This window comes from Streptomyces sp. (assembly GCF_031181555.1).
In the GTDB taxonomy this organism is placed as follows: domain Bacteria; phylum Actinomycetota; class Actinomycetes; order Streptomycetales; family Streptomycetaceae; genus Streptomyces; species Streptomyces fimbriatus.
Map to the genome: position 1 here is coordinate 6276 of NZ_JAPSKQ010000109.1, position 15947 is coordinate 22222.

Annotated in this window: 15 protein-coding genes; 7 read left to right on the forward strand and 8 right to left on the reverse strand. The window is 72.0% G+C overall.

Features of this window, described 5'->3' with window-relative positions; translation table 11 throughout:
- The first annotated feature begins 147 nt into the window (after positions 1–147).
- Positions 148–585, forward strand: a complete 438-nt coding sequence (locus tag RIM90_RS20980) for a glutaredoxin domain-containing protein (RefSeq protein WP_309062280.1) — start codon at positions 148–150, stop codon at positions 583–585.
- Between the two features lie 303 nt (positions 586–888).
- Complete coding sequence (locus RIM90_RS31595; RefSeq protein WP_375165502.1) at positions 889–1086, forward strand: hypothetical protein; 198 nt, start codon at positions 889–891, stop codon at positions 1084–1086.
- Positions 1087–1564: 478 nt separating this feature from the next.
- Here the strand turns inward: RIM90_RS31595 and RIM90_RS20990 are convergent, their stop codons facing one another.
- Positions 1565–2434, reverse strand: coding sequence for an alpha/beta hydrolase (locus RIM90_RS20990; RefSeq protein WP_309062293.1), 870 nt, complete (start codon positions 2432–2434; stop codon positions 1565–1567).
- A 376-nt stretch (positions 2435–2810) separates the two neighbouring features.
- Between RIM90_RS20990 and RIM90_RS20995 the strand changes: the two genes are divergently transcribed.
- Complete coding sequence (locus RIM90_RS20995; protein ID WP_309062281.1) at positions 2811–3692, forward strand: alpha/beta hydrolase; 882 nt, start codon at positions 2811–2813, stop codon at positions 3690–3692.
- A gap of 179 nt (positions 3693–3871) precedes the next feature.
- Here the strand turns inward: RIM90_RS20995 and RIM90_RS21000 are convergent, their stop codons facing one another.
- The 3 genes from RIM90_RS21000 to RIM90_RS21010 all read right to left on the reverse strand — a co-directional run bounded on the left by RIM90_RS21000 (position 3872) and on the right by RIM90_RS21010 (position 7085).
- Positions 3872–4597: a beta-glucanase gene (locus RIM90_RS21000; protein WP_309062282.1), complete on the reverse strand. Its 726-nt coding sequence runs from the start codon at positions 4595–4597 to the stop codon at positions 3872–3874.
- Between the two features lie 261 nt (positions 4598–4858).
- The gene (locus RIM90_RS21005; RefSeq protein WP_309062283.1) at positions 4859–5101 is read right to left on the reverse strand and encodes a hypothetical protein; all 243 of its coding nucleotides are present in this window, start codon (positions 5099–5101) and stop codon (positions 4859–4861) included.
- 1111 nt (positions 5102–6212) lie between these two features.
- On the reverse strand, positions 6213–7085 hold the full coding sequence (locus RIM90_RS21010) for a hypothetical protein (protein WP_375165503.1): 873 nt from the start codon (positions 7083–7085) through the stop codon (positions 6213–6215).
- Between the two features lie 804 nt (positions 7086–7889).
- On the opposite strand from RIM90_RS21010, the gene RIM90_RS21015 reads away from it, so the two are divergent.
- From RIM90_RS21015 to RIM90_RS21030, 4 genes are all read left to right on the forward strand, one after another.
- The gene (locus RIM90_RS21015) at positions 7890–8120 is read left to right on the forward strand and encodes a hypothetical protein (protein ID WP_309062285.1); all 231 of its coding nucleotides are present in this window, start codon (positions 7890–7892) and stop codon (positions 8118–8120) included.
- A 913-nt stretch (positions 8121–9033) separates the two neighbouring features.
- Positions 9034–9534, forward strand: coding sequence for an N-acetyltransferase (locus tag RIM90_RS21020; RefSeq protein WP_309062286.1), 501 nt, complete (start codon positions 9034–9036; stop codon positions 9532–9534).
- A 416-nt stretch (positions 9535–9950) separates the two neighbouring features.
- Positions 9951–10199, forward strand: coding sequence for a hypothetical protein (locus tag RIM90_RS21025; protein WP_309062287.1), 249 nt, complete (start codon positions 9951–9953; stop codon positions 10197–10199).
- 61 nt (positions 10200–10260) lie between these two features.
- Positions 10261–11025: a sulfite exporter TauE/SafE family protein gene (locus tag RIM90_RS21030; RefSeq protein WP_309062288.1), complete on the forward strand. Its 765-nt coding sequence runs from the start codon at positions 10261–10263 to the stop codon at positions 11023–11025.
- Positions 11026–11395: 370 nt separating this feature from the next.
- Here RIM90_RS21030 and RIM90_RS21035 read toward each other — a convergent pair whose 3' ends face one another.
- The 4 genes from RIM90_RS21035 to RIM90_RS21050 all read right to left on the reverse strand — a co-directional run bounded on the left by RIM90_RS21035 (position 11396) and on the right by RIM90_RS21050 (position 15023).
- Complete coding sequence (locus RIM90_RS21035) at positions 11396–11563, reverse strand: hypothetical protein (RefSeq protein ID WP_309062289.1); 168 nt, start codon at positions 11561–11563, stop codon at positions 11396–11398.
- Positions 11564–11655: 92 nt separating this feature from the next.
- Positions 11656–12222: a DUF6328 family protein gene (locus tag RIM90_RS21040; RefSeq protein ID WP_309062290.1), complete on the reverse strand. Its 567-nt coding sequence runs from the start codon at positions 12220–12222 to the stop codon at positions 11656–11658.
- 425 nt (positions 12223–12647) lie between these two features.
- The gene (locus tag RIM90_RS21045) at positions 12648–13184 is read right to left on the reverse strand and encodes a 2'-5' RNA ligase family protein (RefSeq protein ID WP_375165504.1); all 537 of its coding nucleotides are present in this window, start codon (positions 13182–13184) and stop codon (positions 12648–12650) included.
- A 153-nt stretch (positions 13185–13337) separates the two neighbouring features.
- Positions 13338–15023, reverse strand: a complete 1686-nt coding sequence (locus tag RIM90_RS21050) for a SpoIIE family protein phosphatase (protein WP_309062294.1) — start codon at positions 15021–15023, stop codon at positions 13338–13340.
- Positions 15024–15947: the final 924 nt, after the last annotated feature.

Below are 15947 nucleotides of genomic sequence, written 5' to 3' on the forward strand. Positions count from 1 at the left end.
TGGTGGGCCACCACGGCACGGGGGAGGCCGACGGCGCACCGTCAGTCCCGTGCCGGTGCCGGGCGAAGACCGCCCCAGTGCCTGGTGAACGCCGGGTGAGCGACCCAGCTCAAGGAGCACTCCGGCCCATCGGTAACCTGCGTCGTCATGATGCGCGCTTGGATCCTGCCGATGCTGCTCGTCTCCTGTGGCTCAGTCGTTGCGACGGGGCTGGTCTCCAGGGGGAGCTCCGGCGCAGCCGCAGCACTCCTGCTGGTGTTCGTGCTGCTCGCCGGCGTGAACTCGCCCCTGGTCTTCCCGAGGCCGATCAGTGCTCAGGAGGCGCGACGCCGCAGTGCGGTCGACGGCCGACCCGTCGTCTTCTGGCGGCCGGGCTGCACGTACTGTCTGCGACTGCGCATCCGGCTGGGCCGGAGCGCCCGCCGACTGCACTGGGTCGACATCTGGCGCGACCCGGCCGGAGCGGTCGCGGTGAGGGCGGCCGACGACGGCAATGAGACCGTGCCCACCGTCGTCGTGGCGGGTCGGCCACACGTCAACCCCGACCCCGTCTGGGTGCGCGAACAGCTCTCCTCTTCCGAGTGATCGGGAGCGGTTCCGTATCGGGGAGGCGCCCGCAGGCTTCGAAAGACCGCCGGCCGGTTCTACGCCGCCTGGTTCCACCGTCCGCGTCGTACGGCGCGGACCGCGGGACTGCCTGCGGTCCTGCTTCACCGAGTTGCAGGAGCGCTTCGAGACCGGCTTCGACCCCGCGCGGAGCCTGCTGCCCGACGCCGGGTGACTCCGTGCGCCATGGGGCCTGTTCCTCATCCCCCGGCTGCACGGCGAGCCCGCCGGCTGCGCCGGCCTGAGACTGCCGTCCGAGACGCCGACGGAGGTCAAGCGCAGGTGGGACGCCCCCTCCCCCACGCCCGGGTCCTCGGCCGCCGGTTCCTGGCCGAGCTGGAGACACAGGCCGCCCGGCACGGCCACGACGTATTGCGCCTGGACACCGACAAGGCACTCGAGGCCGCGATCGGCCCGTACCACTCCTACGGCTTCCGGGAGGTCGCCGCCTTCAACGACGAGCCGTACGCCCGGCACTAATTCGAGAAGCGGATCACCGGGCCGTCGGCGGAGTGACGATGCGAACGGACCGGCCGGGAGCTCCCTTCTCGCACGTCGGCCCACGTCACCCCCGGCAGCATGCCGGTCAGCGCACTGCCTCCGGGACCTGGCCGTGGAGGTGGTCACGGGTCGTCGAGCGAGTGCTCGTCCGCCCGATCAGCGTGGAAAGCGGCCGTTGCCCGCAACGGATCAGCCGGACGGCGAAGGCCCCGGTACGACTGCCGCGGGCGCTCGTGGTGCCGCACCGCGCAGGCGGGCGGCGCCGACGTGCACGAGTGGGCCAAGCACGGGCCGTCGACCGCGCCGGCGGCCGAACCCGCTGCCGGTGACGCGGCGTGCGGCGACCGGGCCGACCGCCGCCATGCCGCCGCGTGTCACGCGGCGGCATGGCGGCTCGCCTGGTGTCCGGGCGTCGGGAAGTCGGACGGACACCGCGTGCCGACGAGCAGGACGGTCGTCAGCCGGCGTCTTCGAGGACCTCGCGCAGCTTGCGCGCGAAGGCCTCGGGCTGCCCGGCGTAGCCGAACTCGCCGTCGAGGAAGCCGCCGTGGTGACTCGGGAACACCGTCGCCTGCTGACCGAGCAGCTCGGCCGTGGCCACCGAGGTGCGTCCGGTGAAGACGTCCCCGGACTCCTCACCCACGGCGATCACGACCCGGGTAGGTGCCGCGGTCAGCGCGTCGACGTCCGGCCGGTAGCTGCTGACCGCCCAAGACCGGTCGGAGAGCAGCGGATCGTCACGGGAGCCGTCGTCCTCGGCCGGCATCCCGAAGGCAGCGGGATCCGGCGCGGGCTGGGCGAAGTAGTCCTCGGTGAACTCGCCCCGCCACGACGTCATCGCGATGAAGGCCGCCATACCGGCACCCCAGCCCTTCTTCTCGTAGGCGTCCCGCACGCCGGCTCGGGCGCGCTCGGCGGCCTGGGCGTCGGGAAGCACCGGAATGAGGGGCGGCTCGTGCGCCACCAGGGTGGTCACGTCCTCGGGGTACGCCGCCACGAGAGCGAGCGCGGTCACCGCACCGCCGCTGCTCGCGAACATCTCGACCGGGCCCGCACCGAGCGCCTCGATGACAGCGTGCACGTCGGCAGCCTGGGTCCGGGGCACGTGGTCGACCCGGCCGTCCTTGCGGGTGCTGCGGCCGAGGCCGCGCGGGTCGTAGGTGATCACGGTGCGCTCAGGGAAGTGCGACGCCAGCGCGCCGAAGCCGCGGGCGTCCATGGGCTGGCCGATCATGACCAGCGGTGGGCGTCCGTCGGCGGTCGGCAGTGGACCGTGGACGTCGTAGGCGAGGTCGGCCTCGGAAGTCTTGAGCAGCTGTGTCGTCATAACCATGTAGACCCCCTGCGTGCCGAAAACTCATCGGGCCCCGGGCCTGCGGTGCTGCGCTCCCACGGCCGGGGCCCGCCCGAGGGGATGCACCGGGCTCAGTTCGAGCTTCGGTCGCCAGTGGAGGTTGGGCATCCCCCGCGTCGAAGCTCCTGGTTGTGGCCGGCACCGTGCCGGCCGTACGAACGGACCGCGAGCCGATCAGCCCCGCCCCCGCCGGCGGCAGCGACGGCCCGGCCAACGCCCACCGCCGGTCCGGCAGATCTCGAACACGGTCCCAGAAACGGCTCGAGCCGGGTCGTGCGGCACCGGAGCGATCGTGTGGATGAGGTGATCCGGGGCAGGCGAACCGCGACAACTGAGCGCAGGGGGCGACATGTTCGACGGTTTCACGCTGGCGCGTCGTGCGGGAGACGGGGCCCGGCTCCGCGTGCGGTACGGCGGCAACGGTCCGGCGGTACTGCTCCTGCACGGCCATCCGCGGACGCACGCGACCTGGCACCGCGTGGCCCCGCTCCTGGTCGCCGCGGGTCACACGGTGGTCTGCCCCGACCTACGAGGCTACGGAGAGTCCTCGAAGCCACCGACCGACCAGGAGCACCGTCCGTACTCCAAGCGTGCCATGGCCGGAGACTGCCTTGCTGTGATGCGTGGCCTGGGCCACGAACGGTTCGCCGTCGTCGGCCACGACCGGGGGGCGTACGTGGCCACCCGTCTCGCCCTGGACCACCCGGAGGCCGTCTCCGCCCTGAGCGTGCTGGACGCCGTCCCCATCGGTGAGGCACTGCGCCGGTGCGACGCGAAGTTCGCCGCGAGCTGGTGGCACTGGTTCTTCCTCGGGCAGACCGACAAGCCCGCCGAACGGATCATCAACGCGGACCCCGACGCCTGGTACAGGGCCACCCCCGAGCACATGGGCACCGAGGCGTACGAGGACTACCGCCGCGCCGTCCACGACCCGGCCACCGTGCACGCCATGTGCGAGGACTACCGGGCCGGTCTGGGCATCGACCGCCGGCACGACGAGGCCGACCGGCGGGCCGGCCGCCGCATCGGGTGCCCGCTGCAGGTCCTGTGGGCCACCCGTGACGACATGGCCGACCTCTACGGCGACGTACTGGAGGTGTGGCGGGACTGGGCCGGAGGCCGGCTGGACGGCGGTCCGGTCGACTCGGGCCACCACATCGCCGAGGAGGCGCCCGAGGCACTCGTCGTCGCACTGCGTGAGTTCTGGAAGGCCGCGGAAGGACAGAACTGAGCACGTCCTCGCCCAGGAGGCGGCCGGCACCTGTCCCCGCTCCCGGCGCGTCCGGCCGACTCGATCACGGTCCCGTCCCCGGGACCGGAGGAGAGCCAGATCAACAGCACGGCGCGGGCACAGGCCGGCGCGACGATCAGAGCGGTTCCCCGTGGCCGGGCGGAGTCATGCGCGCCCGACTACCCGTGATTCTCACGGACATGATGAAGGGGTGCGTCCACGGACCCTCCGGTCCGGACCGCCGTCCCGCGTGGACCGTCGCGGTACACCACCAGGCTCTCCACCTCGTACGACAGCTCGGTGGCGGCGGCGTCAGGAGGCGGATGGTAACGCCCCGCGCACACCGAGAGGTTGACGATGAGGTAGGCGTGCCAGCCGGGTCCGACACCGCGTCCGTCGGCGAACACCCGCTTGCCGTTCAGCGACCAGACCACACTGCGCCTGCCGAACGTCACGCTCAGATCGACGAGGCCGCCGGGACGGACGGCGTCGTCGCGGACATACCTCCGTCCCCGACCCACGTGGTTGGTGAACTCCAGCAGGTCGGGGTTGTCCGGGTGGTACTCGAACACGTCCACCTCGTTGCCCCCGTCCCGCCAGGTCCAGATCGCCGGCCACGCACCCAGCCCGGTGGGCAGACGCACCCTGGTGTCCAGGCGGTCTCCGGTACGGACCGTGAACCCCTCGGCGCTCCCCTCGGTGGTCAGCAGGCCCGTGTCCCACAGCCCGTCGGCTCTGCGCGTGGCGCGGAACGTGCCGGTGCGCGAGTGGCCGGGCTCCGCGGTGAGGTGGTCCAGTTTGTCGTCGCCCGGATTGGTGGGGCCGCCGTCGGGATACGCCCAGGAACGCCCCGCGATCCACTGGTGGTCGGAGGCGAAAACAGCGGTGAAGACGGCTTCGCTCACGCGCGGGCTCCCTCTGTCGCCGGGACGGCGTCGCACGCCGAAGTTCTCCCCCGGGGCGCACCGGACATGCGGCCCCGGGAGGCGATGGCCCGTGTTTCACCCGGGCGGGTGACGCACGCGTACCCGCCCACCCGGGTGAACCCGGCCCGTGTCCCCGGCCCGGCTCCTCCTCCGTCGGCGAACGTCCCCGGCACCGGGATGGCGTACGTCCTCGTGGCCCTTTCCGCCCCACGGGCCCGCACCGTGCCGGCCGTTGCTCCGCTAGGACCGCTCGACCTGCGCGTTCATCGCGCCTCCGGCCCGGTCCACCGGGCGGCGCGTCCCGGCTTCCCAGAGGCACCAGGTCGACCACAGCAGCAGGACGAGGAAGACGGCGAGCAGTCCCAGCAGCACCACCGTCTGCCGTGCCGACCCGTCGCCCTGGACCACGGTCAGCAACAGGCAGAAGGCCCAGGCGACCACACCGCCCGCGTACACGGCCCTGAGCTGCCGCAACTGACTCATCGAATCCATCGTCGCCCTCCCGCGCCGTTCGTCATGCGTTGCCCTGCCGGTACCCCCGTCACGCGGCTTCACCGCACGCGATCGCGGTCGATCCCGGCGGCCTGCTTCCGGCTGCACCCAGGGCCGCCGACCCGGAGCGGTGCCGAAGCGGGCGCGAGAATCGCTCCGGCCGGAAGGGACCCCGTTCGCCCCGCGCGTTTCGGGATCGGCCGCGAAGCGGGTACCGGCAGATCTCCATCGATCGAGCTCGTTCGCCGTGAGCGCCGCTTCGTGTGAAGGAATTCGCTCGTTGTCCCCGGTTCAAGGACCGTCTCCGGGCTTGTCCTCGCCCCCGGAGCGACGGAGTCGACGTCAAGCCGGCCGGCGATGGGCAGCCCCGGACCATGCCCACCGACGCGACGGCCCGCTCGGTCTCGCCCCGGCTCCCCACGACACCACGGCGACGGAACATCGGCCGCCGAGCCCGGGCACGCAGTGCTGGACGAAACAGTGGGGCACCTTCGTCGACCCGGCCGTCCCGCTCGCTGTGCGCGCCACCCACGACGACGGGGTGGCGCGGTGCACCGTCCTGGCGGAGTTCGAGCTCGTGATCCATCACGCCGCCTGACGAGACCCTGCCGGTCGACGGCGAGGCGTCGCGGACTTCGCTGCGGCTCGGTGTTCACATCCGCCGTGCGGCTGACGGTCACTGCACGGCTCGCGTTCCCCACCACGCGACCGTGATCGACGGTCAAGAGCTCGGCGCCCCGCCGTCCACCGCGTGCGAACTCACCGGGACCCGCCTCGCAGATCCGTTCGATCATGATCACAGTCGGCGCCATCCTCCCGGCCACCGGCCGATCCGGTAGCGGGTGTTCACGCGGAGTCCACGACGCCCGGGCCGATGCCTCCCGGTGGGTGAGATCGGCGAACGTCCGCAGAACGACGGCTGTCCGGTCGTCGCCACGGCCGATCCGCTGCGCGGTCCCTCAGAAACCCGATCGCCTCCTCACTGCCCGGCCTCCCGCTCCACGGCCGCCGGTCGCTGCCCACGATCTCTCTGCCCGGGCACTTGCCGGGAGCCGCCTCGGGCGACTTCCGTGCTCACCGCCGCGGCGCGCAAGGCGACTCGTCAAGTTGACGCGTGGCGGGACGGAAGGCCCATGGGGTTGGGGAAGGGGATGATGCCGGAGGTGAGAACCCGGTCGGTCTGCGGGCGGAGCAAACTGATGAGCCGGGCGGCCTCGGTTGCGCCGAGGGCGCGGTAGGGCCGGACGGCGAGGGCATCGGTGCGGACCTCGATGTGGGCGTGCAGGCCGCGCCCCTCGACGGTGGGGTGTCCACTGCTCTCCAGTAGCCCCCGTGCGGTGAGGCGGTGCGCAGCCGCCTGCCAGTCCTCCTCGGACCAGCCGCGATTGTCCCGCAGGACCGCCACAGGCACCTCCCCGCACGCGGCGAAGAGCACATGAGCCTCGCAGCCGTCCAGACCCTCGGCGGTCAGCACGGCGACGTGGCCGTCACCGCGGTGCTCGCGCAGCGTCGTGGCGCCCTGCCAGAGGGCGCCGACCGGATCCCCGGGTGTGGGCAGGCCGCGGTTGGCGGCGAACAACGGGCGCCCGGCGCCGTCCGCGACGGCGACCACCCGTTCCAGCAACGGAACGGCCTTTACCGCCGCCTCCCGCACTGACGGCGCCACCCGGCGCAGTGCTGCGGTGGCCGCCTCGACGCGGGCGCGGAGCACGGCCTCGGGTGCGGCGAATCCCCATGCGTCGGGGATGGCGCGGCGCACCATGGCGGGATGGAAGTTGAAGAAGGCCGCCTCCACCGCACCCGCCGCCACCGCCCCCAGCGGCGCGGCCCGGGCCGCGAAGTAGCCCATCCAAAAGCCGCGCAGGCCCACCGTGCGGTTGGCCTCGCGGCTCTCGGGCGCGAAGTACGTGACCGCGTGCAGGGGTTCCAGTACCTGCCAGACCGTCCGGGCGAATGCTGCGTCCACGTGCGCCATCCTTCCAGACGGCCCCGCCCGGCCCCAAGCAAGGCCCGGTGCACACCCACACGCCTGCCGGTCGCCCCGCCCGGTCCCCGACCGCGCCGCCAGAACAGGTCACCCGGTCCGCACCGAGCACCGGCCTCGTACCCGGCGACCCGACGACCTGCTCACCCGCGCACAACCGCCCCCTCGCTCGCTCCACGGGCCGGGCGAGATCTCCCTCACCGTCGCGGGACAGGCTGACGTGGCCCACGAGACGGCCGCCGAGTTCAGCGCCCCAGACTCCCGCAGGGAAGCGCTCGACAGCCACTCACCAGGCCGGTCGGGCCAGTTCACCGGGTGACCGTCACGTTGACGGACCTCCGCGGCACCCCGCGCACAGGCCCCGACATCGCCACCAGTCCTCGGTGGGATCTGCAGGTCCGGCCTCTCCACACCGGCTCGAAGCCCTCGATGTTCACTTCGGCGTGCAAGCACAGGGCGCAGAGCCACAACCAACCACTTTCGGTACACGCCCTCGCACCAGCGGCAGTTGTCCGGCGCGAAGGAGGCCGTCGGCAGGACTCCGGGGATCGCGGATGGCGGCCACCGGCGTATGACTCGAATCAGGTTCGGACACAAAGGCGTGCACGGGCTCCGGAAAGTCCCCGGGACCGGCACGGGGCGGCCGGAGGACGGAACCGGGGTGAGGCTCGGCGCCTTCCCGCCGAACACGGGGCCGAGGCTCGAAAAGCTCACAAAGGACGGGCTCCGGGAGCATCCCGGTACAGATGCCGTTCCGACCAGTAACCCATATCGCCCTTTATCGTTCAGCAGTGCATGATCAACACACACCGCATGCTCACCGCTTTGGTTCTCGCGGGGGCCGCTTTGACCACCGCCGGTACAGCTCATGCCGACGCCCCCGACAGTACGAGCGGCCACACAACCAGCCAGGCCACCAGCGCTGGTGTCCAGGGAGGCGGAGAGGGTCTCCTCGGCAAAGCCGGGGAGACGCTCGCCCCGCTCGCCAGCCTTCTCGGCCTGAACAAAGGCGGCCAGCCCGGCTAGCACGCGTCCGGCCGATCATGTGACTGCCGTCTGTCCGGGGCGTTGATGTGGACATGGGGCAGGATGATCCGGCAGATGCCGAGCAGGAACGGGCGTTGTGGCCGGTGGCGGGATCACCGGCAGGTGATCGACCGGACACTGCACCGGGTACGGGCCGGGGCGCAGCGGCGTGTTCGGCCCGTGCGGTTCGGCCCGTGGAGGACCGTCCATGAACGCCACGGCTGTGGTCGGGCGACGGCACTTGGGAACGTCTGCTCCAGCAGGTGCAGGCCGCGGCCGACGCGGTGGGTGAGATCGACTGGTACATCTCGGTGGACTCCACCGTCGTGCGGGCGCGTCAGCATGCGGCCGGCGCTCGTACCGGTCCGCCTCCGGCACCCGCGTCAAAGGGGGCCGAGCTGGCAGGACACCCGGACGAAACGCAGTGGCAGAGCCTGGTCGTCCGCCTGGTGGAGGCGGTGCTGGGGGTGAGAGCCTGGGCCGCTCGCGCGGCGGGCTCACCAGTGAGCCCCACCTGAGCGCGGACGGCCGCTGCCGCCCGCCGCCCCTGATCGTCACCCCAGGCCGGCGGGCGGACTGCACCCGGTTCATTGTCGTGCCGGGGAAGACCCGCGTCGCCCGATCCGGCCCGGGGAGGCTACGCGTGAAGCCGGGCAGCCCCGCCGTCGACAAGACACGCAGCAACGGCCCCGTCCGCGAGTACCCGCGGCGACGGGGAATCCGGCGCGTCGCCGGAGGAGGACGTCTTGTCGAGTCGGCTCGGGCTGTGTCAGGCACGACCGACGGCCGTGCCGGGCGAGCGCCGTCCGCGTGGTGGCAGGGGGCGGGCGAGCGGAGCGCCCGTGCGACCGGACGGTGTGACGGCGGTTAAATCCTTTTGCCCGGCGTGCTCCGGCGTGGTTGGCTCGCGCCCATGACCTGGCTGCCGCACGACTTCGTCCATCCTCTCCATGTCGACATACCCGGCGGCAGGGGTCACCGGCTGCGTCCGATCAGCGGTGCGGACGCGCCGCTCGACTACCCCACGGTGATGGGTTCGCGGGAGCGGCTGTGGTCGATCTTCGGCGCCGCCTGGGGCTGGCCGTCGGCCACGATGTCGTACGAGGCGAACCGCGCGGACCTGGAGCGGCACGCCGCGGAGATCGAGGCCCACCAGTCGTTCAACTACACCGTCGAGAACGCGGACCGCACCGCCCTGCGCGGCTGCGTCTACATCGACCCGCCGGAGAAGCGGGGGGCCGACGCCGAGATCTCCTGGTGGGTGGTGGACGAGGAGGTGGGCGGTGGGCTGGAGCGGGCGCTGGACGCGTTCGTGCCGCGTTGGATCGCCGAGGACTGGCCGTTCGAGCGGCCGCGGTTCATCGGACGGGACCTGACGTGGGAGGAGTGGCTGCGACTTCCGGACACCGAGTGAGCGGCGGTTGCCGGACCACCCGTGAGTGGACGTCCGGCGGGCACCCGGTGCCCGCCGTCGAGGTCCCCTCCCCCACCGAAGCCTCCTCCCTGCACCCCCAGCGCGCACGTCTCCCCGCGGACCGGTCGGCGGGTACATCACACGGTCGCGGATCCCTTCGGCGTTCCCCGGCTCACCCGGGGCCCGTCCGATGGGTCTCTCGGGGTTGCCACCACGACCGAGCCGGGAACGCGAAGTCGTCCCCGGCCGCTTCGGGAGGGCTCCGTGCCCGGGTGGTGGACCGGGCCCGGCTGCGCGACTGCAGGTTCGACGTCGACCGGCTTCCTGCGGCGGGCTCCTGCGCCGGGAACGCCGACTTCGCTTGTCCGGTCATCTGCCTCCGACGGCCCCGGAAAGCACGCCGAAACGATCAGTGAGTGCCCATCCCTTCCGAGCACACGGCAGTGATGATCGACGGGCTCGCCTCCCCGTACGTGGCCCAGGCCCGCCGCGTCACCGTCCTGGACGCCGGCGAACTCGTCGAACAGGGACCGACCCGGCTGGTCCTGTCCCCGAGTCGCCCGTTCACCGTCTCCTTCGTGGAAACCACGGCATGCCTGGCGGCCAAGGCGGGCAGCGGGCCCGGAGGACCCCCTTCCACCGGCGCGGACGCGCCTCGTGCATGATCGGTGGGGCCCCTCGACCTTCGAGGCGGGGAGGCGTCTGCCGAACACGAAGGAGAAGGCGTTGACCATTTGGGAGTCGCTGGCGGTCTTCACCGCCGGCATAGGCGCCGGCACCATCAACACCATCGTCGGGTCGGGAACGCTGATCACGTTCCCGGTGCTCCTCGCCACGGGGTTGCCGCCGGTGACGGCGACCGTGTCCAACGCCCTGGGACTGATTCCCGGATCCGTCAGCGGCGCCATCGGCTACCGGGAGGAGCTCAAGGGGCAGCGCTCGCTGCTCCTGCGGCTGGGCACCGCCGCCGCGATCGGCGGACTGGCCGGAGCGGTGCTGCTGCTCATGCTTCCGGAGACCGCCTTCGAGACGATCGTCCCCGTCCTCGTGACGCTCGCGCTGGTCCTCGTCGTGCTCCAGCCGCGCCTGTCCGCGGCCGTCCAGCGGCGCCGCACCCGCGCGGGAACCGTCACGAGGACCGACGGCGGCCCGGTCCTCTTCGGGGGTCTCCTGCTCGCCAGCGTGTACGGCGGCTACTTCACGGCGGCCCAGGGGATCATCTATCTCTCCCTGATGGGCATGCTGCTCGACGACACCCTCCAGCGCCTCAACGCCGTGAAGAACGTCCTCGCGGCGATCGTGAACAGCATCGCGGCACTGTTCTTCCTCTTCGTCGCCGACTTCGACTGGACCGCCGTCCTGCTCATCGCCGTGGGCTCCGCGATCGGCGGGCAGCTCGGCGCGAAGATCGGGCGCCGGCTGCCTCCGACGGCGCTCCGCGTCTTCGTCATCGTCGTCGGCATGTGCGCCATCGTCCAGCTGCTGCGCTGAGACGTCCGCGGGCACGCGGCGCGGCGACGGCCGGCGCCGGGGCGGAGGGGAGGACCTGGCGTGAACCGCCTTTCGGTCCGGGGGCGGCGGCCTCGACCGGAGGGAAGTCGATGCGCTCGGAGGAGACGCCCTCCCCGCGTGCTCCCGCCACACGACCGGCCGGTGAGGCTCGTTCTCCGCGGGGAGGAAGTCCGACGTCACGAGAACGGTCACGCCTGACCGGCCCCTCCAGCAGCAGGTTCCGCGCGCCTGAAGCCAAGCCGGTGTCGGCCCGCCCGGTCGCGGGGTCCGCCGGCCCGGGCCCGCTCCTTCCCCCCTCCCCGCCGAGAGGCCCGGTGACAGGATGTCACCGGGCCTCCGTGGAAGCGGATCAGCGTCTGCGGGACCAGCCGGTCCCGATTCCCGCGACGTGCAGAGCCAGGGCGGTCAACCCCAGCAGCATGACGTTCACCGAAGAGAACACGTCGTTGGTGCCGATCTCCGCCGCATTGATCAGGAAGGCGATGAAGAACAGCACCGCCGCGACTATACCGAGCATGGACGAACTCCTCTCTCAGGGATGAAGCCCGTATGCCCGGGCATCGCGCTCACAGACACAGAGACCCGGAAGTGATGCCTGCGGAGCTTCCGTCAGGACGGGTTCCGCGGTGCTGCCCGGCGGGCCGAGCGGCGGCGCAGCCACAGGGGGAGGGCGTACCAGGACAGCACGAACCACAGCATCACCCCGCCGACGAGCAGTTTCGCCATGAGTCCCGGTACGACGACGTGCAGGATCAGCAGCAGGGTGCAGCCGATGGTCACGGCCAGCAGCAGCATGCCGCACATCATGAGCCGGTGCGCCACCCTCACCATCTCGTCCTTCATGCGCTGCCCGGACAGGAAGCGGTGGATCGACACCGGCGCTATCAGGGAGGCGGTCGCCGCCGCGCCCGACACCACCGTGATGACGTAGACGACGTGGTCGAACGTCCCCAAGTCGTGGAAGAGGGGGGTGAAGGCGACGCTGAGCAGGAACCCGAAGAGGATCTGGACTCCCGTTTGCGCGACGCGTGTCTCCTGCATGACCTCGTTCCACCGGCGGTTGACCCGCTCGCTCGGGGTCTCCGGCACCTCGCCCGGAGAAGGGGTGGCATGACCACCGCACTCACCGCACCGGCCGGTCTCCGCTTCCGCCCTCTCGGCCGTCTCCGTCGTCATGCTCATGTTTCCTCCCGTTCAGGACCTTCGTCTGCCCGCTCGACTTCATTGCATGCCCACAGCAATCGGCACCGCCCGGGACGTCGCCGCTGATGGTGGAACAGCCGGGAGCGGCCCCGCGGTGTGGGGCCGCCACTGCCGCACCGGGCAACGCTCGCCCTGCTGCCGACCGGCGGTGTCGGCCCGTGCCGAGCGGCACGGTTTTCTCGGCCTGGAGCTGGTGGTCGGCCCAGCTGCGGTTTTCGGATGGCGAGTCGGTGATGAGGACGGTTCGGATGCGGTCGCCGTCGCCGACGAGGGCCGGCTCGGCGCAAGGCCCTCCCGTGAAGTGCCAGGCGATCACCGCGGTGACGACCACGGCGTGGCGGAGCCGGTCTGCCCCGTGCGCCGGGGTGACTTGGCCGGGGGCCGGATTCCCGGCCGTCTCAGTCGGCCGGCGGGCGGGTCTCGCCTCCGAGGCTCTCGACGGTACGCGTCGTGGAGTCGTAGCTGCGGGCGCCGGTGAAAGTCGCCTCCCAGGGGTCGCGCAGCGCGGCGGGCAGGAGGTGGGCGGGCCACCGCGACGGCGCGTGGCGCGACCGGGCCAGGGTCAGATGCGGGGTCCATCGTTCCGGGGCGTGGAGCGGATTGAGGTGACCGGCGGTGGAGGCGAGTACGTCCCACACCTGCCGGTGCAGCTCGGTGAGTTCCTCGTCGGCGACGACGCGCCAGGCGAGCACACGGGTGCGCCCGGCAAAGTGCAGCAGCCCGTCCAGTCGGAACGGCGCGGGCAGACCGTTGCCGAGAACGGCCACGAGTCCCGCCCTCGCCGAGGGCGGGAGGTCCTCGCACGTCGCGAGGGTCACGTGGGGCCGATTGGTCGGGTGCCGGTGTTCCGCGAGGCTGGGCAATCCGGCAGCGGCCATCCTGCGCCACATCTCCCGAACGTGCAGCTCAGTGGCGGCATCGGGCAGCAGTTCCACAGTGCGCACGGTGGCAGCCTACGTGGCCGGGACAGGGGCGGGGCGACGGTGAGCACCGATGTCGTCTCCGGCCGCCCGTGCCCGGCCCGGAGGAAGTGGACCGCCCGTGCCCGGCGGGGACCTGCCGGCTGTCGAAGCACCGCGGCGTGTTCCTCACCCGGGCTGGGGAGGGGTGCCGATCCGCAGGGCCAGGAGAGCGACGTCGTCGTCGTTGTCGGCCGGCCGCGCCCTGCCGAGCAACTCGTCGGTGAAGGCCTCCACCGGGCGGTGGGCGAGGGCGGCGGCATGCCGGCGCAGCCGTTCCAGACCTTCGTCGATGGAGTGGCCGGGGGATTCGACGAGGCCGTCCGTGTACAGCACGAGGGTGGAGCCGAGCGGCAGTACGTCCGCCACGTCCGAGCGCGGTGGGTTCACACCGGTGCCCAGGAGCATGCCGTTGCCCTCCGTGAGGTAGCGGGCCACACCCTCGCGGGTGACCAGCAGCGGCGGCGGATGCCCCGCGTTGGTCCACTGCAGTTCCCACCGTCCCTCGTCGCCCGGAGCGAGGGTGGCGAACACCAGGGTGGCCATGGGGACGTCCGTGATGCGCAGCATCGACCGGTCCACGCGTTCGACGATGCGGCTGGGTGGTTCGTGCTGGGACCACGCATAGGCGCGAAGCACGTTGCGCAGCTGGGCCATGCCCGCTGCGGCGTCCAGGTCGTGCCCGGAGACGTCACCGATGGCCAGGGCGGTGGCGCCGTCGGCAAGGGTGAAGGCGTCGTACCAGTCACCGCCCACGTGGGAGGCGTCCGGCGCGGGCAGGTAGCGGGCCGTCATCTCCAGCCCCGCCACTCTCGGAAGCTGCGGCAGCAGGTACCGCTGCATGGTTTCGGCCACCTTGCGCTGCCGCTGGTAGAGACGGGCGTTGTCCAACGCCAGGCCGGCGCGCCGGGCGATGTCCTCCAGAAGGGTGAGATCGGTGGCGGTGAACTTCTCGGGGCGTTCGGAACGGCCCAGGGTCAGGGCCCCGAGAACCTCGCGCAGTCCCCGGATCGGCGCGATGGCCGCCGAGTGCATGCCCGTGGACTCGAACAGACGACGCTGCTCGACCGCGATGCCCGTGTCGGGGGAGCGCTCGTAGATCCGTGGCTCGGCGATCGTCGAGGCCACACCCCGAAGGGCCCGTGACAGCGGCATCGGTGACTCTGCGGGCACGGGGGCCATCGGCCCCTCGAGGTCCCGGTGGGGCACCAGGGCCTCGTTCTCGACGTGCACCACCTTGGTGCGCCACACCTCGTCGCGTTCGGTGATCAGGTCGATCACCGCCCAGTCCGCCAGCCGAGGCAGCACCAGGGACACGAGGCGCTGCAGCGCCTCGTCGACGGACAGGGTCGAGGTCAGCTGCGTGGTCATCTCGGCCAGCAGCGCGAGCCTTTCGAGCTCGTGGAGCAACCCGCCACTCGGCTCCGGCTGCTCGGCGATCACCGTGGGGTCGCTCTGGGTGTGGAAGAGGACGAGCATGAGGGTGGTGTCGTCACCGGTGCCGCAGGGAGCGAGCGACCACGAAACGGGGAGCAGCGATCCGTCGCTCCGTTCGAACCACTCCAGACCTGCCTGGGCCGGACGGCCCGCCACGAAGGCCGGCCGCATGCGGCACTGCGCCCTGGGGAACGACTCTCCGCGGGCGTTGCGGTGCAGCAGGTCGTGCGCGTCCCCTCCGACGAGTTCCTCGGCGGACCGGCCCAGCAACCGCTCGGCGGCGGCGTTGACGGCCACGATGCAGCCCCGCGCGTCCACCACGTACGCTCCGGTGCCGAGGACCGCGAGCAGCTCATCGACCGCCTTGTCGGGAACCACCGCGGCCTGCTCGTCGCCAGAGGCGTCCCCACCGCCTTCAGCCACCGTTTCCCCTCCTCACCGCTCGGTCGAACAACAGATACACCGCGAAACCCATCGCTCCGGGTCCTCGACCGGGCCGTGGCGAGGCACCGGAAGGCAGGGCGTCACCCCCTGATGATCACACGCCCGGCGCAGGATGCGGTGGGCATGTGAGGAAGATGCCCCACCATGGGCGATCAACCCGAATCGGGGCGAAGAGCGGTCGGCGCCCGCACGTCCCGGACCGGTGGCCGAGGACGTACGGGTCCGTCGGCGGAGCAGGCGCGGACGGCAGCCGGAAAGCCGGGTGTCGCGGGTTCCGGACGAGCAGGGGGGCGCGCCGTAGCCCGGTGGAGGGCGGCCACGGCGCGCCGGGTCCAGCGATGAGGCGGTCGACGTCAATCCACTGTCATGCACACGCCTACGATCGGGTCCGAGTCGAGCGTACGCGTTCCTCCCGGGTCACGGAGTGGGCACGCCACCCACGCCCCGCCCGCCGACCGCCGGGAGAGGGCCGGGACGGCGTCGCCCGACGGGAGGATCGACCGTCCCGCCTCGGTCCCGGGCCTCGACGATCACGCTCTCCACCGAACGCCGCAGTCGCAGGACGTCCTGTCCGCCGCCGTGACGCACCGGACCACCGGTCGCCTCGCTGACGGCCGACAGCCGGTCGGCGCCGTGGCTCCTGCGGAGCAAGCGGCTCCCGTCACGTCCCGCCGGCACAGGCAGTCCGCGCCCCTGGTCGCGTCGCCCCACCGGCCTGAGGGGACGTCAGTCATCGGCATCGGCCACAAGCTTGCGTACGTTCTCGACGCCGCCGCAGCCGTCCTTCAGGTACTGGGCGCGCGATTCCTTGAACGCCCTGCCCAGTTCGGCCCGGCGATCGTCGCTGACGTTCTCCCG